At 53.2% G+C, this 23,921-nt stretch carries 24 protein-coding genes; 8 read left to right on the top strand and 16 right to left on the bottom strand.

Annotated features, from left to right (window positions below; translation table 11 throughout):
- Positions 1 to 103: 103 nt before the first annotated feature.
- Positions 104 to 1,774, top strand: a complete 1,671-nt coding sequence (ligB, locus tag C3708_RS14680; protein WP_103950277.1) for an NAD-dependent DNA ligase LigB — start codon at positions 104 to 106, stop codon at positions 1,772 to 1,774.
- Here ligB and C3708_RS14685 read toward each other — a convergent pair.
- The 3 genes from C3708_RS14685 to C3708_RS14695 all read right to left on the bottom strand — a co-directional run bounded on the left by C3708_RS14685 (position 1,771) and on the right by C3708_RS14695 (position 5,225).
- Entirely contained in the window at positions 1,771 to 3,423 is a 1,653-nt protein-coding gene (locus tag C3708_RS14685; RefSeq protein ID WP_103950278.1) for a phosphoethanolamine transferase, read from the bottom strand. The genes ligB and C3708_RS14685 overlap by 4 nt on opposite strands.
- A 116-nt stretch (positions 3,424 to 3,539) precedes the next feature.
- Positions 3,540 to 4,157, bottom strand: a complete 618-nt coding sequence (locus C3708_RS14690) for a trimeric intracellular cation channel family protein (RefSeq protein WP_103950279.1) — start codon at positions 4,155 to 4,157, stop codon at positions 3,540 to 3,542.
- 204 nt (positions 4,158 to 4,361) lie between these two features.
- Complete coding sequence (locus C3708_RS14695; RefSeq protein WP_103947706.1) at positions 4,362 to 5,225, bottom strand: YicC/YloC family endoribonuclease; 864 nt, start codon at positions 5,223 to 5,225, stop codon at positions 4,362 to 4,364.
- Between the two features lie 125 nt (positions 5,226 to 5,350).
- Here C3708_RS14695 and rph point away from each other — a divergent pair, with 125 nt between their 5' ends.
- A complete protein-coding gene (rph, locus tag C3708_RS14705) occupies positions 5,351 to 6,067 on the top strand; it encodes a ribonuclease PH (protein WP_095280146.1) in 717 nt (238 codons plus the stop codon).
- 61 nt (positions 6,068 to 6,128) lie between these two features.
- A complete protein-coding gene (gene pyrE / locus C3708_RS14710) occupies positions 6,129 to 6,770 on the top strand; it encodes an orotate phosphoribosyltransferase (protein ID WP_095280148.1) in 642 nt (213 codons plus the stop codon).
- An 83-nt stretch (positions 6,771 to 6,853) separates the two neighbouring features.
- On the opposite strand, the gene slmA is transcribed toward pyrE, so the two are convergent.
- From slmA to coaBC, 3 genes are all read right to left on the bottom strand, one after another.
- The gene (gene slmA / locus C3708_RS14720) at positions 6,854 to 7,450 is read right to left on the bottom strand and encodes a nucleoid occlusion factor SlmA (RefSeq protein WP_095280150.1); all 597 of its coding nucleotides are present in this window, start codon (positions 7,448 to 7,450) and stop codon (positions 6,854 to 6,856) included.
- 115 nt (positions 7,451 to 7,565) lie between these two features.
- Positions 7,566 to 8,024 (bottom strand): dUTP diphosphatase, encoded by a 459-nt coding sequence (gene dut / locus C3708_RS14725; RefSeq protein WP_165790643.1) that lies wholly within the window; start codon positions 8,022 to 8,024, stop codon positions 7,566 to 7,568.
- Positions 8,002 to 9,213 carry a bifunctional phosphopantothenoylcysteine decarboxylase/phosphopantothenate--cysteine ligase CoaBC gene (gene coaBC / locus C3708_RS14730; RefSeq protein WP_103947758.1) on the bottom strand — a complete coding sequence of 404 codons (1,212 nt, stop codon included), beginning with the start codon at positions 9,211 to 9,213 and terminating at the stop codon, positions 8,002 to 8,004. The genes dut and coaBC overlap by 23 nt, the downstream gene beginning before the upstream one ends.
- A 172-nt stretch (positions 9,214 to 9,385) precedes the next feature.
- Between coaBC and radC the strand changes: the two genes are divergently transcribed.
- The 4 genes from radC (at position 9,386) to mutM (ending at position 11,580) form a co-directional block, all read left to right on the top strand.
- The gene (gene radC / locus C3708_RS14735; protein WP_103950280.1) at positions 9,386 to 10,054 is read left to right on the top strand and encodes a DNA repair protein RadC; all 669 of its coding nucleotides are present in this window, start codon (positions 9,386 to 9,388) and stop codon (positions 10,052 to 10,054) included.
- 216 nt (positions 10,055 to 10,270) lie between these two features.
- Complete coding sequence (gene rpmB, locus C3708_RS14740; protein WP_002436699.1) at positions 10,271 to 10,507, top strand: 50S ribosomal protein L28; 237 nt, start codon at positions 10,271 to 10,273, stop codon at positions 10,505 to 10,507.
- Positions 10,508 to 10,529: 22 nt separating this feature from the next.
- Complete coding sequence (gene rpmG / locus C3708_RS14745; protein ID WP_003024094.1) at positions 10,530 to 10,697, top strand: 50S ribosomal protein L33; 168 nt, start codon at positions 10,530 to 10,532, stop codon at positions 10,695 to 10,697.
- 73 nt (positions 10,698 to 10,770) lie between these two features.
- Positions 10,771 to 11,580: a bifunctional DNA-formamidopyrimidine glycosylase/DNA-(apurinic or apyrimidinic site) lyase gene (mutM, locus tag C3708_RS14750; RefSeq protein ID WP_095280154.1), complete on the top strand. Its 810-nt coding sequence runs from the start codon at positions 10,771 to 10,773 to the stop codon at positions 11,578 to 11,580.
- A 1-nt stretch (position 11,581) separates the two neighbouring features.
- Here mutM and coaD read toward each other — a convergent pair whose 3' ends face one another.
- The 7 genes from coaD to C3708_RS14785 form a co-directional block, all read right to left on the bottom strand.
- On the bottom strand, positions 11,582 to 12,061 hold the full coding sequence (gene coaD, locus C3708_RS14755) for a pantetheine-phosphate adenylyltransferase (protein WP_103950281.1): 480 nt from the start codon (positions 12,059 to 12,061) through the stop codon (positions 11,582 to 11,584).
- Positions 12,062 to 12,064: 3 nt separating this feature from the next.
- Positions 12,065 to 12,835: a glycosyltransferase family 2 protein gene (locus C3708_RS14760; protein WP_103950282.1), complete on the bottom strand. Its 771-nt coding sequence runs from the start codon at positions 12,833 to 12,835 to the stop codon at positions 12,065 to 12,067.
- Entirely contained in the window at positions 12,835 to 14,109 is a 1,275-nt protein-coding gene (gene waaA / locus C3708_RS14765) for a lipid IV(A) 3-deoxy-D-manno-octulosonic acid transferase (protein ID WP_103950283.1), read from the bottom strand. Before waaA ends, C3708_RS14760 begins: the two co-directional genes overlap by 1 nt.
- Before the next feature lie 155 nt (positions 14,110 to 14,264).
- Positions 14,265 to 15,899 (bottom strand): sulfatase-like hydrolase/transferase, encoded by a 1,635-nt coding sequence (locus tag C3708_RS14770; protein ID WP_103950284.1) that lies wholly within the window; start codon positions 15,897 to 15,899, stop codon positions 14,265 to 14,267.
- A gap of 18 nt (positions 15,900 to 15,917) precedes the next feature.
- The gene (locus C3708_RS14775) at positions 15,918 to 16,889 is read right to left on the bottom strand and encodes a hypothetical protein (RefSeq protein ID WP_095280162.1); all 972 of its coding nucleotides are present in this window, start codon (positions 16,887 to 16,889) and stop codon (positions 15,918 to 15,920) included.
- A gap of 8 nt (positions 16,890 to 16,897) precedes the next feature.
- Positions 16,898 to 17,881 (bottom strand): glycosyltransferase, encoded by a 984-nt coding sequence (locus C3708_RS14780; RefSeq protein ID WP_103947713.1) that lies wholly within the window; start codon positions 17,879 to 17,881, stop codon positions 16,898 to 16,900.
- Positions 17,882 to 18,026: 145 nt separating this feature from the next.
- A complete protein-coding gene (locus C3708_RS14785) occupies positions 18,027 to 19,397 on the bottom strand; it encodes an O-antigen ligase (protein ID WP_103947714.1) in 1,371 nt (456 codons plus the stop codon).
- A gap of 251 nt (positions 19,398 to 19,648) precedes the next feature.
- Between C3708_RS14785 and C3708_RS14790 the strand changes: the two genes are divergently transcribed.
- Positions 19,649 to 20,749, top strand: coding sequence for a glycosyltransferase family 4 protein (locus C3708_RS14790; protein ID WP_103950285.1), 1,101 nt, complete (start codon positions 19,649 to 19,651; stop codon positions 20,747 to 20,749).
- Here the strand turns inward: C3708_RS14790 and C3708_RS14795 are convergent.
- From C3708_RS14795 to rfaC, 3 genes are read right to left on the bottom strand one after another with little or no spacing between them, the layout of a single operon-like run.
- On the bottom strand, positions 20,731 to 21,840 hold the full coding sequence (locus tag C3708_RS14795; protein ID WP_103950286.1) for a glycosyltransferase family 4 protein: 1,110 nt from the start codon (positions 21,838 to 21,840) through the stop codon (positions 20,731 to 20,733). The genes C3708_RS14790 and C3708_RS14795 overlap by 19 nt on opposite strands.
- On the bottom strand, positions 21,837 to 22,940 hold the full coding sequence (gene rfaQ, locus C3708_RS14800) for a putative lipopolysaccharide heptosyltransferase III (RefSeq protein ID WP_103950287.1): 1,104 nt from the start codon (positions 22,938 to 22,940) through the stop codon (positions 21,837 to 21,839). Before rfaQ ends, C3708_RS14795 begins: the two co-directional genes overlap by 4 nt.
- Positions 22,933 to 23,919 carry a lipopolysaccharide heptosyltransferase RfaC gene (gene rfaC / locus C3708_RS14805; protein WP_103950288.1) on the bottom strand — a complete coding sequence of 329 codons (987 nt, stop codon included), beginning with the start codon at positions 23,917 to 23,919 and terminating at the stop codon, positions 22,933 to 22,935. Before rfaC ends, rfaQ begins: the two co-directional genes overlap by 8 nt.
- Positions 23,920 to 23,921 lie beyond the last annotated feature (2 nt).

Genomic DNA, 23,921 nt, shown 5'->3' on the forward strand with positions numbered 1-23,921 from the left:
CAATTAAAACAAAACGCTGAAGCGTCCTCGTAAATCGTGATTTTGCTGCTGGTCAGGGCAAAACAGCAGGGTTATACCTTGCGCAAAACAGGGAGGCGTCACGATGTGGAAATGGGTGGGAATAGTGTTAATGCTGTGGAGCGGTTGTGGAATAGCGATATGCCCTGACTGGTCACACATGAAAGCAAAGCAGGAAATTACGGGGCTAAGTGCGCAGATAGCCCACTGGAATCAGGCTTACTGGAAAGAGGGAAAAAGCGATGTTAGCGACGAGGTGTACGATCAACTGAACACACGGCTAGCGCAATGGAGACGCTGTTTTGACGACGAACCGGTTTCTGATGACATTCCCTTGGCCAGCGGCACGATAAAACACCCCATTGCGCATACGGGCGTACATAAAGTGGTGGGTAAAGAAGAGTTACGCAAGTGGTTGAGAGTTCACCATGACTTGTGGGCACAGCCGAAAGTCGATGGTGTGGCAGTAACACTAGTCTATAAAAAAGGGAAGTTAGTGCAGGCGATCAGCCGTGGAGATGGCATCAAAGGAGAGGACTGGACGGCACAGGTACAAAAAATCCCTGTGATCCCCATAACCCTGCAAGGCCCACTGGCTGACAGCGTTCTCCAGGGGGAGCTGTTCTTGCTGAGCAACGGACATGTTCAGCAGCAAATGGGAGGAATGAACGCCAGAGCTAAAGTTGCGGGTTTGATGATGCGCCAGACCCATCAGCCGGTGCTGGATAATCTCGGTGTGTTTATCTGGGCCTGGCCTGATGGTCCACAAAGCATGGCGCAACGTCTGGCTGAGCTGACGAAAGCGGGTTTTGCTCTGACTGAGCGCTATACGCGAGTCGTTAGAACAGCTGACGAGGTTGAACAAATTAAAAACCAGTGGCAGACATCGCCTCTGCCTTTTGCCACTGACGGCATTGTTGTTCGTTCCGCGATTGAGCCAGCGGGCGAGCGCTGGCAACCCGGTGAAGGGGATTGGGTTGTTGCCTGGAAGTATTTGCCTGTTTCGCAGCTTGCCGAAGTCAAAGCCATTCAATTTGCGGTTGGGCGAACGGGCAAGATCTCCGTTGTAGCCATACTTGAACCTGTGCAACTGGACGACAAGCGCGTACAGCGGGTGAGTTTGGGTTCGGTTGGACGCTGGCGAACGCTGGATATTGCGCCCGGTGATCAGGTGCTGGTGAGTCTTGCCGGGCAAGGTATACCGCGCGTGGATAACGTTGTATGGCGGGGCGTTGAACGTATCAAACCGGTTCCCCCTGCATCGCACTTTAGTCCGCTGACCTGTTTTTATGCATCGCCGGATTGTCTGGAGCAGTTTTTTGCTCGTTTCGTCTGGCTGAGCTCTCGACAGGTTCTTGATATTGAGGGATTAGGCGATTCGAACTGGCGGCTATTACATCAAGCACACCATTTTGAACACATTTTCTCCTGGCTAGCGTTAACTAAAGAGCAGCTCCAGAGTACGCCAGGATTTAATTCTGCACGCGGTTTACAGCTATGGCATCGCTTTGAGTTCGCACGCCAGCAGCCGTTTACGCGATGGATGAGTGCGTTCGGGGTGCCACTGCCGGCAACTGCTATAAAAGCGCTTAATGAACGTTCCTGGCGAGAATTACGCGATAAAGATGCGGGAAGCTGGCATCAGCTTCCCGGTATCGGCCCGGAAAAAGCGCAAAGGCTGGTCGCGTTTTTTCATGATCCCGTGATCGTGAACCTCGCGGTATGGCTAGGTGAGCAAGGGGTTAAGGGATTTTAGAGCGACCCTGTTTTGGCCTTCCGCCAAGGGGTGTTTTTATCCGCTGAGCTAAAGGTTTCACGCAGTTGGTCGTAATCGAAAATATGGCGGCCGCCATCCATAACCGGGAGCAATGTGGGTTCCTGGTAGCAGGTTTCCAGCACAGAACTGCAGTTTTCAACGCCTGTGGAGATGCCAAGCCAGCTGAGCATTAGCCCATAGTTATTTGCTGTGGACCAGAAGCCTGGAACCCACCCTAACTGGCGTTTTTGGCTGGCGAGAGCAGGCTGACTATACCAAATATACTGCGGAACCTCGTAAGCCTCTTTGCTTGGATTACGGGAGCCATGCATATAAATCGATTCCAGCTGCGGGTTTTTTTCTAGCCCGTGGTCGGAGAAATAGAGAATTGAAGACGCGCTGCTTTGCAAACGTTTCGCAACCTCGCCGATAAAGTAATCGGTATAGCGGATCGCATTGTTATAGCAATCTTCGTATTTATCGCCGGTATTAATAACGTTTGCTGATTCAGGGTAGCGATCACACGCCATTTCATGACTGCCGTTGATGTGCAGCACGATGAATTTCTTACCGGGCTTTTTCAGCGCATCATCGAGGGCGGGCAACAGCTCAGTGTCGTATTGCGTATTAATCCACTGCGCTTTTTGGCTGGCTGAGGCAATAGCAACAATATAGTTATTGCTCTTTCCTGAGTTCCCTTGCGCGCTGATCCATTCAGTGTAATAGCCCGCTTTATGCGCAATATTAACAATGTTATCTGCCAGTTTATCGACGGTAAAGTTATCGGGATCGGCTTTGCTAAGGATCATGGGGACAGCCAGTACAGTGGCTGAAGCAGGGGCTATAGCATGAGCAAAGATCAGCGCATTGTGCTTAAAGGCCGACTCGACAGGCGTTGTATCCTGGTTGAATCCGTAAAGCTGCATATTGCTGCGACGCGCTGATTCACCGACGATCACCACATAGTTTTCGATACCCGTCTGATGGTATTGCAGGGCAGGATAATGGACATTGTATTGACTGATTTTGTCAGCCAACGCGCTGTCCCGGTGAGCAATAATGAACTCTGAGCCAGTGTAAAACGGCGTGTTTGTCAGGATTCGCGAGCTAAGTGGGTAGTAAACCTCGAGGTCTTTGCGCTTTTTCAGCCAGTTAGCGGTTGAGTACCAGCCCATGTAACCAACCAGCAATATTATGCTTATCGTTTTTGTCCGATCTGAAAGGTTTTCACTTAGCGATTTAATGGCGTAGAAGGTGATAATAAAATAGGCAACGATCACCGGAAGGCTACTGAGATATAAGCCTGACATACTTTTTGCTTCAGCAACGTGAGTTGCCAGAATGCTCATGGCAAAAACAGTGTTGAACTCGCTCTGGTAAACGTTCCAGGTACTGAATGCAATCCCAAAATTGAGCGTCAGCAGGGCGGTAAGAATGAAGGCAATAATTTTACCTGGAAGGTAGCGATAGATAGCCGAAGCGCCGAGCAACAGAAGGCTATTACAAATCGCAATGCGTACCACAAAACGTGCAGGTTGCGTAAAGTACACTGGCCATATTTGTATGAGCACGGAGATTAGCAGCAGGATTAAAAAATGGCTGCTGAGCTTTTTATCTATGGTGAGAACAGAGGCTTTGGCAAATGACATTGGTTCTTAACGCAAATTTCCAGGGCGGTTACAGAGCGGTATTGTATTCGTTTTTAGATATATTATAAGCCCACGAAAAGTGCTTTTTTTCTGCCCGTTGTCCTTACGTTAAGAACTCAGTGCGAGTCGTGGATGTAGTGAAAAACAGGCAGCCCGAGTTTTAAACGCAGCGCCAACAGTCGCGCGGTAAAACCGAAAAGCAATGTCGCGATGACAACGACATCATGGCTTGAAACATAATGCTGCAAGGCGATATACAACACTGCTGATGCGAAGGAAATCCCGGCATAAAGCTCTTTCTGGAACACCAGTGGAATGCGTTTACAGAACATATCGCGCAACACGCCGCCAAATACGCCCGTTACGACAGCGGCGATGGTGGCGATGATTGGACCTTCTCCCATATCCAGCGCGATTTGTGCGCCAATAATGGAAAACACAATTAGACCTAATGCGTCCAGTACCAGAAACAGACGTCGTAGATGAGGCATGACAGGGGCTGCAACGGTGGTCAGCACAGCAGCGACGGCAACGATCACCACATATTCAGGATGTTTGACCCAGCCGAGTGGGTAGTGCCCCAATAAGATATCGCGAACAGATCCGCCGCCCAGTGCCGTTGCGGTTGCGATAATGATCACTCCGAAAGTGTCCATACGTCGACGTCCGGCAGCCAGGGCGCCAGTCATCGCCTCGGCTGTGATACCAACCAGATAAAGAATATGTAACAGCATTATCGCCTCCAGAAAAACTGGCGGCAGAGTAGCCTTTTGTGGGGGAGATCACGATTGAGATTTTCTAAGGCGAAGCTATTTGGCTTAGTTAAACTAATTTATTGATTGGGTTTTTGTTGCACTAAATAAGGATTGTTATGAGTGAAGGTGGTTTTCATCCATGAGAAAAAATAATGGGTAGCTCGCGGCGAGCTACCCATACGATTACTCGATATTCTGAATCTGCTCGCGCATCTGCTCAATCAGCACTTTCAGTTCAATCGCGGAAGTCGTGACTTCAGCATTGATTGATTTAGAGGCCAGCGTGTTCGATTCGCGGTTAAATTCCTGCATCATAAAATCGAGGCGACGGCCCACAGCTTCTTTTTTCTTCAGAATGTTGTAGGTCTCTTTCACGTGAGCTTCCAGACGGTCCAGCTCTTCAGCCACGTCAACGCGCTGCGCCATCAGGACCAGTTCTTGCTCCAGGCGGGTATTTTCAAGCTGGACTTCGGCGTCTTCCAGTCTGGCGAGCAGGCGTTCGCGCTGCCACTGCAGAACTTCAGGCATATGAGCACGGACTTTCAGGACTTCTGCGCTAACGCCTTCAAGACGCTGTTCAATCATCGCTTTAAGCGCCTGACCTTCAGTTTCACGGGCGATAATGAAGTCATCCAGAGCGCCATCCAGCGCACCCATAATTTCTGTGGTGATGGCATCCAGATCTTGCTCTCCCGCAGCCATCACACCCGGCCAGCGCAGGATATCAACAGGGTTAACTTCACCTTCGTCACTCTGCATCTTGACCCAGTTCGCGGCATTTACCAGCTGCTTAGCCAGTTTTTCATTGAGGATCAGCTCCCCTTGCGCGCTCGCATCGGGTTCAAAACGCAGGTTACATTCCACTTTACCGCGCGTCAGGCGAGCACGAATGCGTTCGCGGACGACCGGCTCAAGGCTACGGAATTGCTCCGGCATACGGAAATAGGTTTCCAGATAGCGCTGGTTTACCGAGCGCATTTCCCAGGTAGCGCTACCCCAGCTACCCTTGATTTCACGCCGGGCGTAGGCGGTCATACTGCGTATCATAGACATGTCCGTTTTTGGAGGTGAGATGGGGGGATTATAGCTTTCGGGGCTTTGTCAGGATAGGAATAAGCGCGTTTAATCCGTATAATGCGCAGCCACATTCGTTTCAAGCCGGAGATATCATCATGCGTCCAGCAGGCCGTAGCGCCAATCAGGTGCGCCCCGTCACCCTGACCCGTAACTATACAATTCACGCTGAAGGCTCCGTACTTGTTGAATTCGGTGACACCAAAGTGCTGTGCACCGCCTCTATCGACGAAGGCGTTCCGCGTTTTCTGAAAGGCCAGGGGCAAGGCTGGATCACTGCTGAATATGGCATGCTTCCTCGTGCAACCCACACCCGTAACGCTCGCGAAGCGGCAAAAGGGAAACAGGGTGGTCGTACGATGGAAATTCAGCGTCTGATTGCTCGCGCACTGCGCGCAGCCGTTGACCTCAAAACTCTTGGCGAATTTACCATTACACTGGACTGCGACGTGATTCAGGCCGATGGCGGTACGCGTACCGCGTCTATTACCGGCGCGTGTGTGGCGTTAGCCGATGCGTTGAACAAACTGGTTGCCGCAGGAAAGCTCAAAACCAACCCAATGAAAGGGATGGTTGCCGCAGTCTCCGTTGGGATTGTGAAGGGTGAAGCCCTTTGCGATCTCGAGTACGTTGAAGACTCAGCAGCAGAAACCGACATGAACGTGGTGATGACCGAAGACGGTCGTATTATTGAAGTGCAGGGCACGGCAGAAGGCGAGCCGTTCACCCACGAAGAACTTCTTACCTTGCTGGCGTTAGCCCGAGGGGGAATCGAATCCATTGTCGCGGCGCAGAAAGCGGCGTTAGAAAATTGATTTAAGGGCGACGTTGTCGCCCTTTTTTTTGTCCGTAGAAAAGTTAATGAGGAGCAAATCCATGAAACCCTATCAGCGCCAGTTTATTGAGTTTGCGCTTAACAAGCAGGTACTTAAGTTCGGCGAATTTACGCTGAAATCCGGGCGCAAAAGCCCCTATTTCTTCAATGCCGGCCTGTTTAATACCGGGCGCGATCTGGCCTTGTTAGGCCGCTTCTACGCCGAAGCGTTGGTGGATTCCGGGATTGATTTCGATTTGTTGTTTGGCCCGGCTTACAAGGGTATTCCGATTGCGACAACCACTGCGGTAGCGTTAGCTGAGCACCACGATCGCGATGTGCCGTACTGCTTTAACCGCAAAGAAGCTAAAACGCACGGCGAAGGTGGCAATCTGGTTGGTAGCGAGCTGCAAGGGCGAGTAATGCTGGTGGACGATGTGATCACCGCCGGAACCGCAATCCGTGAATCCATGGAGATTATTCAGGCTAATGGCGCGACGCTTGCGGGAGTATTAATCTCTCTGGACCGTCAGGAACGTGGTCGCGGCGAAATTTCAGCGATTCAGGAAGTTGAACGTGATTACAGCTGCACAGTGACATCGATTATCACCCTGAAAGACTTGATTGCTTATCTGGAAGAAAAACCTGAGATGGCGGATCACCTGGCGTCAGTGCGGGCGTATCGGGAAGAGTTTGGCGTTTGACTGAATTGCCCGGTGGCGCTGCGCTTACCGGGCCTACGATTCACGTAGGCCGGATAAGGCGTCGCCGCCATCCGGCAAAAATATTACTGTAACTGAGCGGCAACTAACGGCCAGCGGGTGTCAAAATCATCCGTTGGGCGATATTTAAACTCGCTGCGTACAAAGCGCGAGAGCATACCTTCGCAAAAAGCCAGAAGCTGCCCGGCCAGTAAGGTTTCGTCAGTGACATATCCTTCGCCTTCACGCATTTTCTTTTCACGCAGAACCTGGCGCAGCTGGGCTTCGATGCGTTCAAAAAGCTGATTGATGCGCCCCTGAAGCTTGTCCTGCTCAAACATCAGCGCGTGACCCGTCAAAATGCGGGTCAAACCCGGATTACGCTCACCAAAGCCCAGAATCAACAGCACAATCAGACGTAAGCGCGAGGTGGTGTCTTTCTCGTCTTTTAAAATCAGATTGATACGGGTGATCAGACTGTCTTCGATAAATTCGATCAGGCTATCAAACATCCGCGTTTTGCTGGGGAAATGACGATACAGCGCCGCTTCTGACACGCCCACAGAGGCCGCCAGTTTTGCGGTGGTGATGCGTTGACTACCATCACTGGATTCAAGCATCAGAGCCAGAGACTGAAGTATTTCTTCGCGACGATTCCTTTTCGCGGTTTGTTTTTCTGCCATGTTACAAAATACCCCTGAAAATAAGCGCTTTACGGCTGGCATCCACGCAGCGACCGCAAACTGTCGTTTGCGGTATGTTATCGCGTTATGACGCTGTGAGATGCGTATCGTGGGCTTATTTGCGCCCTGAATGGCCGAAGCCGCCTTCGCCGCGATCGGTGGCGTCAAAATCTTCCACCAGATTAAATTCAGCCTGAACTACCGGCACAAAGACCATCTGTGCGATACGTTCGCCTGGCTCAATGGTGAAGCTATCTTGACCACGGTTCCAGACAGAAACCATCAGTTGGCCCTGGTAATCAGAATCGATAAGTCCAACCAAATTTCCCAGCACCACGCCATGCTTATGGCCCAGACCTGAGCGCGGCAGGATGACAGCGGCCAGTGACGAGTCGGCAATGTGAATCGCAAGACCAGTCGGGATAAGCGTGGTAGCGCCAGGAGCCAATTCTACGGCATCGTCGAGACAGGCGCGCAGGTCAAGACCCGCAGAACCGGTTGTGGCATAAGTTGGTAGCGGGAATTGCTGACCAACACGCGGGTCCAGAATCTTAACGTCGATTTTTTTCATCATAACGGGTAACGATCTCGTCCAGTAATTGTTGGCCCAGGAGTTCCTTGCGCTCAAGCGGTAAGACTTTATCTCCATCCTGCCAGAAAAGGTGCAGAGCATTGCTGTCGCTGTTAAATCCTTGCGTCGCCAGCGAAACATCGTTCGCGCAAATCAAATCGAGATTTTTGCTGATGCGTTTTTGACGGGCGTATTCTTCCACATTATTCGTTTCAGCGGCAAATCCAACGACGTAAGGTCGATGGCTTTTTAGTGAGGCAACACCGGCAACAACATCGGGGTTTTTCACCATTTTTATTGTTAATTCATCGCCTTGCTTTTTGATTTTCGCATCGGCAATGGTTTCTGCACGGTAATCAGCAACGGCCGCACAGCCGATAAATATTTGCTGTTTCTGAGCGTGAGCCTGAACAGCGGCTTCCATTTCCAGCGCCGTCGTCACATCAATACGCTGCACCAACGCTGGTGTCGGTAACGAGACCGGCCCGCTTACCAGCGTGACCGTTGCCCCGCGTTTCGCCGCTGCCGCAGCAATGGCAAAGCCCATTTTACCGGAGCTGTGGTTGGTGATGTAACGCACGGGATCCAGCGGTTCGCGCGTTGGCCCCGCCGTAATCATGATGTTGAGATGTTGCAGGTCGTTGACAGGGGCGAAATGGGCGGCGGCCATATCGACGATGGCAAGGGGGTCCAGCATACGGCCGGGGCCAATGTCGCCACAGGCCTGGCTGCCGCTATCCGGGCCCCAGATCAGCAGACCGCGAGAGGAAAGAATCTCAAGATTATGCTGAGTAGCTGCGTTGCGGTACATCTGCTGATTCATCGCCGGGACAACCGCGACCGGGGCAGGTGTAGCCAGGCAAATGGTGGAGACCAGGTCGTTCGCCATTCCAGCCGCGACGCGCGCGATTAAATCCGCCGTTGCGGGGGCAAGGATAACCAGGTCGGCCCATTTCCCTAACTCAATATGGCCCATCGCGGCTTCGGCAGCAGGGTCAAGCAGGCTGTCAGATACCGGATATCCCGAAACGGCCTGCAGGCTCAGTGGCGTGATAAAGGCTTTGCCGCCTTCGGTTATTGCGACCCGCACGTCGGCCCCGCGTTCGCGCAAACGGCGCACCAGATCCGGCGCTTTGTAGGCAGCAATGCCGCCGCTCACGCCGAGGACGATTTTTTTACCGGCCAGGCTCATCATGATTCTTTCCTGTTGGGTTTCACCAGAGAGCGGGCATTTTATCACAATCCAAAAAGTGGCGTGATTTTGTGCGTGCTTCACTTTGCGAGGCGTTACGCAAGAACGAAAGGTGCCTGTCGAACGACAAGGATTCCTGTGTCAGCATGATCGAAAAGCAGGGAGAAGGGATATGGATTTCACGTTGCCGCTATTACTACCGCGAGAAAAAATGCTGCAATACGGCATTACATCACTGACCGATGCCGAACTGCTGGCGCTTTTTCTACGTACCGGTACGCCTGGGAAAAGTGTGTTTGTATTGTCACAAGAGCTTTTGCAGCATTTTGGCTCGCTGTACGGTTTGCTGACTGCCGAACTGCCAGAATTTAAGCATGTCGAAGGAATTGGTGTCGCCAAGTATGCTCAGCTTAAAGGGATAGCCGAGCTGGCAAGGCGCTACCACAGCGTGCGTATGCTGGATGATAATCCCCTGTTAAGCCCTGAAATGACGAGGGATTTCTTGCAAAGCCAGCTCTCTGATGCGGAGCGTGAGATCTTTATGGTGATCTTTCTTGATAACCAAAATCGGGTGCTAAAACACAGCCGTCTGTTTTCCGGCACATTGAGTCACGTAGAGGTTCATCCGCGAGAAATTGTGCGTGAAGCGATAAAAGTGAATGCAGCCGCCGTGATCCTCGCGCATAATCACCCCTCGGGTTGCGCTAAACCGAGTCAAGCTGACAAAGAGATCACTGAACGTATCATCAAATGCTGTCAATTCATGGACATTCGTGTGCTTGACCATTTAGTTATCGGTCGTGGAGAGTATGTTTCTTTTGCCGAACATGGTTGGATTTAAACCATTTCGCGCGATCCATCGGGATCTTTGTCTGTTCGGGACTTGAGCACATCGTCGAGTCAGCGTATACTACGCCACCTTTGAGAATCTCGGGTTTGGCATTTGGGCCTGGCAATCGAGAGTTCGCTTAGAACCGCGATGACCGGGCTGTAAAGCCTGACGAGGCGCCGATACCCCATACGAAGCTCGAGCTAATTTGATTTTTGGAGAATAGACATGTCCCGAGTCTGCCAAGTTACTGGCAAGCGTCCGGTGACCGGTAACAACCGTTCCCACGCACTGAACGCGACTAAACGCCGTTTCCTGCCGAACCTGCACTCTCACCGTTTCTGGGTTGAGAGCGAGAAGCGTTTTGTCACCCTGCGTGTATCTGCTAAAGGTATGCGTGTTATTGATAAGAAAGGCATCGATACAGTTCTGTCCGAACTGCGTGCCCGTGGCGAAAAGTACTAAGTACTTAACGAGGAAATAAATCATGGCTAAAGGTATTCGTGAGAAAATCAAGCTGGTTTCTTCTGCTGGTACAGGTCACTTCTACACCACCACGAAGAACAAGCGTACTAAACCGGAAAAACTGGAACTGAAAAAGTTCGATCCAGTTGTCCGTCAGCACGTACTGTACAAAGAAGCTAAAATTAAATAATTTTAGAGTTCTTTGAAGAAAAACCCCGCAATCGCGGGGTTTTTTGCATTCTGTGTATCTCAATGGAGGAAACATGCCTGAATTACCTGAGGTAGAAACCAGCCGTCGCGGGATAGAGCCGCATCTGGTAGGCGCAACCATTCTTCATGCTATCGTTCGCAATGGTCGCCTGCGCTGGCCTGTTTCCGATGAGATCCACGCTCTCAGTGATAAGCCTGTGCTCAGCGTGCAGCGTCGCGCCAAGTACCTGCTGCTGGAATTGCCCGACGGCTGGATTATCATCCACCTGGGAATGTCCGGAAGCCTGCGTATCCTCACGCAAGAGCTACCCGCTGAGAAACACGACCACGTCGATTTGGTGATGAGCAACGGTAAAGTGTTGCGTTACACCGATCCGCGACGCTTTGGCGCATGGCTGTGGACTAAAGAACTCGAAGGGCACAGCGTTCTGGCTCATCTGGGTCCTGAGCCGCTCAGTCCGGCGTTTAACGCTGAATACCTTAAGGCGAAGTGCGCTAAGAAGAAAACGCCAATCAAGCCCTGGCTGATGGATAACAAACTGGTGGTGGGCGTCGGTAACATTTATGCCAGCGAATCACTTTTTGCCGCCGGGATCCACCCTGACAGGCTTGCCTCTTCGCTCTCTGACATCGAGTGTGAGCTGCTGGTAAAAGTGATTAAAGCGGTCCTGTTGCGCTCAATTGAGCAAGGGGGAACCACGCTGAAGGATTTCCTGCAAAGCGACGGGAAACCGGGCTATTTTGCCCAGGAATTGCAGGTGTATGGTCGAAAAGGGGAGCCGTGCCGGGTGTGTGGTACGCCGATTGTGGCGTCGAAACATGCGCAGCGGGCGACATTTTACTGCCGCCAGTGCCAGAAGTAAGTTACTTGAGCTTATCCATCAACGCCTGATGGACGTTTGCAGGCAGGAAGTGCGTCACATCCCCCTCGTGGCGCGCCACCTCTTTCACCAGTGACGATGAAATAAACGACCACTCTTTCGACGGCATCAGGAACACACTTTCGAGTTCCGGCATCAGATGACGGTTCATGTGCGCCAGCTGCATTTCATATTCAAAATCAGCGACGGCACGCAGCCCGCGAATCAAGATATTGGCCTGCTGTGCGCGGGCGAAGTTGGCCATCAGATCGCTAAATCCCATCACTTCTACATTCGGCAGATGTGCAATGGCAGCGGTTGCCAGCGCGACGCGTTCATCCAAATCAAACATCGGTTTTTTACTTGGGCTGGCGGCAATGGCCAGAATCACCCGGTCGAACATACTGGCCGCGCGGGTGACGATATCAAGATGACCATTGGTAATCGGATCGAAGGTACCCGGATAAATCGCTTTTGTGCTCATGGCTCACGCTTTCTCTGAGTAGCCGCGGTTCAATGCCCACAGCTCGGTGTATTTATTGAAAGTATACTGTGCATTCACCACCGCCAGTAACCAGCCCTGTTTGCCATCCAGAATGCCTGCGCGCAGTACCAGCGTCTTCAGAAATGCCCCCAGTGTGTGAGCGAAGATTCCTGCCAGCGACGCCTTCTTGCCGCGCTGGTGGCGTTCTTGTGCCCATGCGGTTGCATAGCTGAGCTGTTTGCGCTGGAAGCTGGCAAAGTCCCGGCAGGTGAGGTGGCGCAAATCGCCTTGCAGGTTAATCACCTCGGCGTGCGCGCAGTCCAGCGATTCATGCACCAGATTGCTGTTGTACTGATAACGTTCACGCTCATAAAGACGCATTACCCGATCGGGATACCAGCCGCTGTGGCGCATAAAGCGCCCGAGGAAATAGTTACGACGAGCGATGCTGTAAACCGCTCCGGGCTGTGGTGACGTCAGAACGGACTGAAGGGATTGCTGTAATTCCGGTGTCACGCGCTCGTCGGTATCGATCATCAGCACATAGTCACCGGTGGCAAAAGATTGCGCGCGCTGGCGCTGAATGCCATAGCCTTGCCAGTCCGTATCGACAAAAACCTTTGCACCTGCGGTGCGTGCGACGTCAACGGTGTGGTCGCGGCTTCCTGAATCGAGGAGGACGATTTCGTCGGCCCAGGCAACAGAGGCCAGGCACTCCGGAAGCAGGTCAGCGGCGTTTTTGGCGATCATCACGACCGACAGACGCTTTGACATTAATGGCTCCGCTGAGGCAGATAAGGTTGCAGAAGTTGCAGCAGACGGGTCAGTGCGCCCTGATTCTGATGCAGTACTTCGACGGCATGGCGGCCGTACCACAGGCGGTAATCTTCGTCGGTGAGCAGAGTCGACACTTCTTTCACCACCGAATCCGCGTCAGTTACGGTAATTAAGCCATCGGCTTGCTGCAATTTAGCGCAGATATCTTTGAAGTTAAATGTGTGTGGCCCCATCAGCACTGGAATGGCGTGTGCGGCCGGCTCCAGCGGGTTGTGACCACCGCGCTCAACCAGGCTTCCACCCACGAAGGCCAGATCGGCAATTCCGTACAACAGCATCAGTTCGCCCATCGTATCGCCAATCACCACCTGAGTGCTGCCGGTCGGGATCTCACCGCTGCTGCGCAGGATGAAGCTAAAACCGGCTTTCTGCACCATTTCACGCGCGTCTTTGAAGCGCTCCGGATGGCGAGGAACCAGAATCAGCAGCAAATCGGGGAATTTCTCCAGCAGCTTACGATGCGCCTGCAGGATAATCTCTTCTTCGCCGTCGTGAGTACTGGTGGCAATCCAGACCTGGCGGCGTGGAGCCCACTGGCGGCGCAGCGTGACGGCGCGGGCAGCGAGTTCTGGCGTGACGGAAATATCAAATTTCAGACTGCCGGTGACGGCGAGCTGGTTGCGCTTCAGTCCCAGCGAGATGAATCGCGCGCCGTCTTCTTCGTTCTGGGCGGCAATCAACGTAATTTTAGACAACAAGCGACGCATAAAACTGCCCAGCTTGCCATACCCTTTAGCCGAACGTTCCGACAGGCGCGCGTTGGCGACAACCAGCGGAATTTTACGGGCATGCAGAGCGGAAATCATATTCGGCCACAGTTCGGTTTCCATCACGATCACCAGCTTCGGGCGCACGGTGTTAAGGAAACGGTTCATGGCGCAGGGTAAATCGTAGGGCAGGTAGACGTGATGCACGTCTTTACCGAAGGCCGACATGGCACGTTCTGAGCCGGTTGGGGTCATTGTTGTGACGGTAATCGGCAATGAAGGATAGCGGTGGCGCAATGCGCGGACCAGTGGGATCGCCGCCAGCGTTTCGCCGACAGAAACGGAATGCAGCAAAATACCGTCCGGGGCGACTTTATTGCGGCAGTAGCCATAGCGTTCAGCCCAGCGTTTTCGATACGCAGGCGCTTTACGGCTACGAAGCAGCAGTCGCAGCCACACCAGTGGCTGAATAATGTAGAGCAGGGCGGTATACAACAATTCCAAGCGATTATCCGTTTTTTAGTTTCGGCGGGCAAATTCTAAGCATTTAGGCGGGTTAAAGCTATCTCTTTGGCGTTTTTGCTCGCCCGGTTGACTGTGTTACGTTCATTTAGGGCAAAAAAAACGGGCAATTGCTTGCCCGTTTTATCTCTTGCGGATTAACGCTCCGCTTCAGGAAGCGCATTCAGATGATAGGTCACACGCTCCGACAGGCCGCGAATATCACCGCCGGTGATGAAGAAGCTGTCGTCTTTTTGATTCGGGTTGTTGACCGAATAGCCCAGCATTTTGTTGATAAGCGTCGCCACCTGGAAGTGGTTTAACGGCATTTGCGGGCTAATCGCATTCATCGAATACGCCGGATCGTTACTGAAATAGAGGAATGGCACCTGCGCAATCGGCATTTCGACAACGGAGTGGCCGAACAGCCCACCGTCACCCACACGTTCGCCGTGATCTGAGGTGATAAAGACCAGTACCGGCAATTTGGACTTAGCCATCGTCGTACGGATGGCGGAGGCTAACTCTTTGTCGTAAAGGCGAACGGCATCGTCGTACTCATTTTTCTTCTGTGCGACGTCATCGCTCAGGCGTGGCGTGGAGAATTTCGCAAAGCCCTGCGGAATGTTGCGCTCGTAAGGGATATGCGGTGCGCGGCTGTTGAGCACCATCAGGAACGGCTTGTCCCAGTCCAGCGTGGCTTTTTCGACGGAAGGCGTCAGGACCACATCTGCACCGACATCTGGAGCCGGGCGAATCTGCGTATCCTCCCACAGATCAATATCGTGTATGCCAATCCAGTTACTCAGCCCTTCCAGACCTTGCGCCGAGATGAATGCGGTCTGATAGCCCTGTTTTTTCGCATTGGCAAAGATATTGGTCGATTTCGATTTATACGCGCCGTAGTTATCCGGTTCGCGCAGGTTATTCACCAGCATCGGAATGGCAACGCGCGTTGACACGGCGTTAGAGACAATCAGGCGACCGGTGCCCTGATACTGTTGCATCAGCGCTTTCAGTTCAGGCGTGGTATCACGCTCGTAGCCCAGAGCACTGACGTGATGCGGGTTCAGACTTTCGCCAATCGCCAGGATTATTGAGTACTTTCCTGCGTGCGTGCCTTCTACTGGCGTGACCTGATAAGGTTCGTAATGCGTGACGCTCTGGTTTTCGCCAGAAAGGGCTTCCGGGATCAGGCGCATGGCGCTAAAGCTCATCGCAGACAAACCGTTACGCAGCAGAGAATGACGCAGATCGGGGTTGAATTTATACATCTGCCCGTCGACCGCTTTGTAAAACTGACCCGCGAACATGACCATAATAGCCAGTAGACACGGCATCGCGAGCCATTTGTGCCACTGCGGGGCCATTCGGCGGGTAAAGACCAGTGCAAATACCACTGCAACGATCATGATCGCAAAGTAGATGCCCAGCGAACCGAGGCTGTCGGTGATCCCACTGGCGATGTCTTTGGTTTCAACAAAAGCCAGCCAGACTTCGCTCGGGCCGTAGAATTGACCGTAAAACTGGTAATAGACCGCTTCTGAGATCTGCACAATAAATGTGACTGCCAGCAGAAGCCGCGTGAGGAAGAAACGTGCGCTCACGGCCGCTAACAGCGAAATGATCAGATAAAGCGAGATGTCTCCAGCCTTCGGTTGGTAAACGTGGTCTTTTAATAAAATGATGATTTCGGAAAGCGAAAACAGCACCAGGAAAGCCAGCGTCAACACCAGCGTGCGCATCACATTGCGGCGCGGTGTGAGTGATGATGATGTAGATGTTTTGAACATGTTCAGACTCAATCCAACTCAGAACTTTTTAGTCAGCGGACGAATGGCTTTACCCAATCCGAAGCGCAGTGCGCGAACCAGTGTGGGGCGATTGTGCAATCCTTTACGCCAGATATCCTCAAACAGGGCATACCAGCGTGCGGCAACCGCTTCACGGGAATAGACCTGCAGACGTTTATCACCCTGCTCACGCATCTGACGATACAGCTCAGGAGAATTTTTTAAGCGCATAATCGCCTCAAACGCTTCGTCAGGGTTTTTGGCAATCAGGTAATCCAGCTCGCTTTCGCGAATGGCGCGGTAAGAGGGTTCGTCGTCACAGACCATCACCGTTTTTCCCAGCCAGCTATTAATCAGCTTGCTGGCAGGTTTACGGGCGAGTTTGTGGTCGTGCGATTTACGGAAGCTGATACACACATCGACGTCCTGATAGTTCGTCCAGTTATCGAACGAAATTCGCAGTTCAATGCCCTGCTCTGCCAGGCGTTGCTTGAAATTACCTTCACGATACTCTGACGGGAAACTGTCGACGCGACCAAAGAAAGCGACGGTTTTCACGGTTTCATCGGTACGCTCGCGCGGCTTAACGCCGGGCTGCGGCCAGTAAGGCACAAAAATTCGGTTGCTGTGGCCGTCGACTTCTGGGTTTTGATCGACCACGACATCTGCGCCAACGACAGGTGGACGGTCAGCGCGAGCGACTACGGTCACTCCACGCCACGGCTTAACGCGTGAGCCAAAGTCATCGTTGTGCATCAGATTGATGGCATCAGCCCGGCACTCTGAGCCGAATGAACACTCAATGTCATCGCCATAATAATGCTTCAGTGCCAGCGTGGTCTGGAAAGTCCATCCACCACGGCCACCGCAGTAAAAACGCTCAGGAATGCTGTCCGGGTTTACGCGGTTATCCAGCAACGTTTGAAAATCTGCGTAGTTTTTAGCAATAAAATCGGCGCGTGAAACTGCGTGTAGTTTGAGTTTGCTCATAATATCCGTTAGCCGAGAATTTTTTTAAGACGAAAATAGCGACGTCCCAGACGCCAGCGTTGACGTAGCCCGCGTGCATTTTGCCAGATCATCGTCCAGATACCGCGATCAAAAAGCTCTTGCGTGATTTCACGCTTTTTCGCGATGTCTTCGATATTGTTGATGCTGTGCAGGATGCCGAGGCCCTCTTTGGCAATTTGCCAGTGGCAGGCTGGGACGCGCTTCACCTGTTCCGGATGGCGCTGATTAATGGCCTCCAGCATTTCCAGTATTTTCATATAGTGGCGAGATGAGCGCATCCGCGTATCGTCAGTACCCGGTGTATGGGAAACCGAGGCCGAGTGGATCAGATAATCATAAAAAACTTCATCCACATACTGCACGCGTTTGGCGGTCAGCAGTACCTCTGTCGTCCACGGGATATCCTGGTGGCGTAGACCGTGTTCGAAGGTAAAACCCTGCTCTTTGATAAAGGCATGGCGATAAATATTCAGCCAGGTCACATGCAGGAACTTGCGTGATTCCAGCGCCATTTGCAGCCACGTTGGGCCATCCAGAACACCCGTGGACGCCAGCTTGTCAGACGGAAAAATCTTTTTCGACGGACGACCGTCATCGTATATATAGGTTCCGTTGCAGGTGGCGACGTCCAGATCGCCCGCATAGGCGATCTCCAGCAAACGCGGATACATTCCCGGATAGATAACATCGTCGATGTCAGGGAACGCGACATATTCCCCTTTCGCGACTGCCAGACCCGTATTACGCGCAGCAGAAACACCGCCGTTGGGCTGGTCAATCACCTGAAAGTCGCTGAATTCACTGGCGTAGCGCGCGATAATTTCCGCAGAACCATCAGTGGAACCGTCATTCACCACGATCAGTTCGAGGCTTTCCAGGTTCTGTTTCTTAATGCTGTCAAAAAAAGCACTCAGGAAGGGTTCGCCGTTATAAACAGCGACGATGAGGCTTAATTGAGGCGTTCCAGACATGCTTGCTCCGTATTATTCCGCAGTATAGCCGCGATCAACGTGTTCAACCGTAGCGTGCGATGGCATTTCGACAGCCGGCTGGCTAAAGAGTTCGGATGGAAATGAGTGCGCCGATGCCATTAGCATCGGCGCAAGGAAATTATGCTCAGGAATTCGGTTCTTTTGTTTTTTCAGTACGCAGTGCGCACATCCCGATCAGTAGCCCGGTCAAAAGCATATATTGCTCCAGATAGTGGTCTTTCAGGTTGTGGTCGACCATGGTTCTGGAGAAGAAACCAATCGTGAACAGCAGCAAGAACATCCCCAACATGGTATTGCCATGGCGGAACTCACGCCAGCCAACGTACCAGCAGCCCGCCAGCAGAATCAGCCAGCCAGCAATGCCGGCAAACCCGTTCTGAATACCAAACTCAATTAAGCCATAGTGGCTGTGGGGAATATTGATCCGGTTATCCTGAGTATCGCGGCGCAGTACGTAACGAAACGCTTCTTTGCGTGGGCCCATGCCAGCAGGATGTTCAGCGACCAGTTTCCAGCCCTGATGGAAGTAGCTGGCGCGGCAGCCATTGGAATGGTTCATTGGGCGACCTTCGTCGTTACGCGGTAAGGTCCCATTGGTTTTGTTATAGCAAAAACTGGTGAAAGGCGCATTCCAGCCAGTCACCGCATCGCTTTCCAGACTCTGCCAGCGGGGATCGGTTTTCCAGGATGCATAACCGAGTAATGCTGAGGCGATGAGAATGATGAATAACATCCCAGCTGTGAAAATGACCCGGCTGCGTCTCATGCTGTGCAGGCTTAACAGAATAAACGTCGAGAATAAGCTTCCGACCAGGCCGATGGTGCCCCAACGAGTATCCACTAAGGCAGTACAAATCAGGTTACAGAGCAGCATGAAGGCCAGGAACGGCGTTTTCAGACGTAAAAAACGCTGGTGCATCAAGCCGCGAGCGAGGAGTTCCGCTATCAGGAATCCGGTGATCATGTTCACCTGGAAGCTCATGCGCGTGCGGTTATAAACAATCCGCGTTTCGCCCCAGTGAATCACGCCATCGCGCCAGTAGAGCCAGACTGTATCCAGCAAATGGATGCACACGACGCCCCAGAAAAAGAGGACAATCAGCGTGAAATATCGGGCGGCTGAAATAGAAGGATACTGGCGTTGAATGGCAGGTAATAACACCAGGCCTGCGCAGAAAAGCAGCACCGGGCGCAACCATTGGCCGTCCCAGGTAGAGACCATCTCTTTAATATCAGGTGCAACAAAAAAGCCGTTTATCAGGATATAGAAAGTTAAAACCCATACCGTAATAAGAACGAACTTGATTTTTTTGAACTCAAGATTTTTTTTGGCTGAGGCTGAGCTAAAAAAGAGACCCAATGCCACTGCGATGATGGGATAGATCAGGCCATTGCGGTGGAAAGGTAGCTGGTCATTCGGAATTGGCCAGATAAAACATAAAGCCAGTACAGCCGGTACTAAAAGGCCCGTCAGGATGTTGCGAATATTTGTCATATTTATGGTACTGGTTAAGAATTTAGGCTTTTATACCGGTTAGTTAACAATGCGATACGATAATTCCACGGATTCCCGATGGGAATAAAAGCGAGAGAAAAGTACCACAGAAGCTTTAACGACAGAAGGACAATGTTTGTAAGCAAGAATAATCTGCGACTTCGTGCTGAATATTGACTTTGTGCATTCCAGTGCCTGCAATGTATATAATGCCCAGAATAAGCCGGTTACAGCCCATTGACAGGAAATGTATGCATATTGTTCACACTGAAGCAGACGGTGGCAAAGGCGGGCAGCCTCTGCGCATTATTAACGAATCGTTAGGGCTGATTCAGCGTGGTCATCAGGTGACGATTCTTTGCCCGGATACCGCGCCGCTGCACGCTTTAGCCCGTGAAGCGGGACTAACGGTGGTGACGATGCCGCTAAAGCGCAAAAACCTTAAAAACCTGCAATTGCTGCGCACCTGGTTAAAAAACAATCGGCATTCTATTGATGTCATCAATAGTCACAATTCTGCTGATACCTGGCTGGTGGCACTCGCCAATCTGACGCTCTCAAATCCGGTGCCGCTGGTGCGTACTCGCCATGCCTCAGGCGTGCCGCGCAAAAACTGGACAACCCGCTGGCTGTTTCGCACCGCCTGCGCCCATATCGTAACTACGGGCGAAGCGCTGCGCCATCAGGTTGCGGATATCGGTGTGCCAATGGCGCAAAGCACCTCAGTCCCAAGCGGCGTGGACACGCAACGTTTTCATCCCGCCGATAAACAACAGGCCCGTGAGCATTGCGGATTAACGCAGGATGATTTCTGGCTCGGCGTGGTATCGCATCTGCGCCCAAACAAAGGCCACAGCGTGCTGCTGCGTGCGTTGGCAAAGATCGACAACCCACGCATTAAGCTGGCCATTGTCGGCGAAGGGCCGCATAAAGCGACGCTGGAACAGGAAATCACCGGTTTAGGTTTACAGCAGCGGGTGCTGTTGGCCGGGCATCGCAGCGATCCGGAGCGTTGGTTCCCGGCGTTTGATATTGCCCTCAGCCCTTCGCACGATATGGAAGGCGTGCCTCAGGGCGTCTTACAGTCGCTGGCTTCGCGCATTGCAACCATTGCTACCGATGCCGGTGGAACAGCGGATGCGGTGATCGACGGTAAAACCGGGTTATTGATTGCGCAGCGCGATGAATCTGCGCTGGAAGAAGCGATTGTGAAACTGTATGACGATGCAAATCTTCGCGAGACGTTGGCGCAGCAGGGATACGACTACCTGTGCGCCCATTTCACCCGCGAATGTATGCTCGATGCGATGGAGAAGGTTTTCTCTAACGCCGCTCAGCGCAGCAGATCCTGATAGAGCGACTGTAACTCTTTCGCCATTCTCTCCAGGGTATAAGGTTCAGCAGTGGCGCGTGCCGCTGCTGAATAATCCCGACCCAGTTCCCGGCCTTTAAGCCATTCGCCGACCACCTGCTGGTAGCCGTTGCTGTCCAGCGCATCGCGCACCCAGCCGTTAACGCCTTCTTCGATCCACTCCGCCGCACCGCAGCCGTGGCTGGTCAGCAGCGGCAGACCGCAGGCCAGCGCTTCGACGCAGACATTCGGGAAGGGATCGTAAAGCGTAGGCAGGACCAGCGCATCGGCACTGCCATACACCTGGCGCACATCGGCGACCGGCCCAAGGAAACGTACGCGAGACGCCACGCCGAGCGTCTGAGCCAGTTTTTCGAATTTGCGTGCGTGTTTATCACGCCCGGCGATCAGTAGCCAGACATCCGGATGCGGCACAATCGCACGCAGCGCCGTCGCCACCCCTTTGCGGCTAAAACCGGAACCGACATACGCCAGCACCGGCGCATTGAGCGGGATTCCCCACGCGTCGCGCTGCGACAGTGCATGCACGTCAGGGCTGAAATGTTGGGTATCAACGCCGTTATAAATCACCGTCAATTTATCGTCCGGCAGGGCAAACCGGCGAGCGATGTCGTCGCGCACCATCCGCGAATTGCAGATCACTTTGCGCAGCTGTGGATGGGTAAACATCTGCGCTTCGGCCTGCAAAATATAGCGATGGTAGCGGCTGAGGGACTGCGCCCAGCGCGCCAGCGGCGACAAAATGCGATTGTACTGTTCAAGCCAGGTGGCATGAACACCATCACCTGCCCGAAAAATGGTCGCACCCGGAATCCGTTCGTGGCTCTGAACAATGTCGAATTGGTCAAACTGTGCAGCGGCGGCTTCGGCGAAGCCCGATTCGCGGCTCAGGCGGTTACGAAACGGCGGATTCACAGTCAGCGTCTGCCAGCCTGAAGCATCTTCCCACTGGCGGGCAATCAGCGTCACATCCAGCGCGGTATCCTGCGCCAGCACGTTCAGCGCGCGCGAGACAAAGCGCTCCGCGCCGCCGTTGGGATTATAGGTTTGTCGGACGATCGCCAGCTTCATGCAGGATATTCCAGCAGCAGCGTATCAATGGCGCTCAGGACCTGCTGAGGCGTAATCGCCGTGATGCAGTCCGACACGCCACCATCGCCGCAGCCCGCTTTGCCGCACGGCTGACAGGTGAATCCTGCGGTGATGACGCGATAGTTCACGCCCCACGGCGCCCATTTGATGGCACCCGTCGGGCCGAAGATGGCCACGGTTGGCGTTCCGACGGCGCTGGCGAGGTGCATCGGCATGGAGTCTACGCCGAAGTAGATCCGTGCGTGTTTCATCAGCGCACCCAGCTCTTTCAGGTTGAGTTGACCGCTTAAATCAAATACCGGCTGCCTGAGCGCAGCGCGCAGCTCGTCCATATACGCCGTCTCTTCTTTCGACGGTGCAGCGGAAAGGATAATCGGTAGCCCGCGCGAGGCGAGGTTGTCGATGGTCGCCGCGAGCTTTTTGATGTCCCAGGCTTTGAACATCCAGCGTGAGGTTGGGTGCACCAGAATGTAGGATTTGCTGGCAACACCGAATCCGGCCAGTTTCTCTGCGATCGAGGCTTCGGCCGCGTCGCCGGGTACAAACAACGTATGTTTATCTTCTTCGGTTTGCGGATGAATCCCGATCCGGCGCAGGGCGTCGAGGTTCACTTCCACCATATGGCGGCTGTTATCCTGAATGGCTGGGTACAGCGTGGTGAAAGACTTCACCCAGCGACGCCGCGCCAGGCCGCCGCGTTTGTCCGGCTTAAAGCCCACGGACACGCGCGGTTTCAGACGACGCGCCAGACGCGCGCCGTGCCAGTGTTCGGTCAAATTAATCAGCACGTCGTAATGACGCGCTTTCAGCGTATTGAGCAGGGCGCGATACAAGCGGAGTTGAGCAAACCAGCCTTGCTTACGCCAGTTGCGGCCAATGGTATGCACCTGGTCAATGTGCGGGTGGCTGGTGAGCATTGCCTGGGTGTCGTCATACACCAGGACGTCAACTTCCACGTCCGGCCAGTTTTTTTTCAACACGGTAAAGACCGGCGAGGTCAGCAGGACGTCACCGTGGTGACGCAGCTTGATGATCAGCACGCGTTTTGGCGGACGCTCCGCTGAGAAAAAATCAGACATAGGCTCTCTCTGCTGCCAGCAAAGGCTCTAATTGCGCAAAAACCGCAGCGGCGTTGAGGTCGCTGAGCTGCGATGAATCTTTCGGGCGGCAGATAATTTGATTTTTTCCGTAGCCGCCGATAAGGCCCGGATCGGTTGGGCCGTAAAGCGTAATATTAGGTCGATCGAGGGCTGCCGTCAGGTGGCTCAGTCCCGTATCGACGGAAACCACGGCGGTAGCACCTGCCAGTTGCTGTGCAACGCCATCGAGCTTCATGCGAGGCAGAACCTCGACGTGATCAAATCCTTCGGCCAGACGTTTGGCTCGCGCCTCTTCGTGCGGTGCGCCCCACGGGAGTTTTATCCGCAGGCCTGAGTTGCGAAGCATCTCGATCAATTCCCGCCAGTGAGATTCTGGCCAGTGCTTGTCGTCGCGCGTCGTGGCATGCAGGAAGATCAGGTACGGCTGGGCATCAGGTGACGTTTCATGCAAGAAATGCTGTGATATGGCGTAATCGCCCTGCGTTTCAGGTTTCGCGTAACCGAGGCTTTTCGCAAACAGCTCGCGGGTGCGCTCAACAGCGTGCTGCTGTTTAGCAATGGCGTGACGACGGTTATAGAACAGGCTCGCCAGCGGTTCGCGGGCGCTATGCCAGTCCATACCGTGCTTGACGCCGTGCGCCAGGCGTGTGACCAGCGCGGCGCTTTTGACCAGCCCCTGGGCGTCAATAATCGCATCGTAGTGCTGAGCCTGGATTGCTTCGCGAAAGGCTGTGCGCTCGGCTTTAATCGGCGCGGAAAACCACGCTTTACGCCAGCGGCGAATCGCCACCGGGATCACGCGGTCTACCGATTCATGCCAGGTGGGGATTTGCGCGAAGCCCTCTTCCACCACCCAGTCAAAACGAATGCCGGGGATGGCGCGCATCGCATCCGTCAGGGACGGCAACGTGTGCAGGACATCGCCCATCGAAGAGGTTTTTACGATCAAGACCCGCATTC

Origin of the sequence: Lelliottia sp. 7254-16, assembly GCF_002922995.1 — a bacterium.
Taxonomy (GTDB): domain Bacteria; phylum Pseudomonadota; class Gammaproteobacteria; order Enterobacterales; family Enterobacteriaceae; genus Enterobacter; species Enterobacter jeotgali.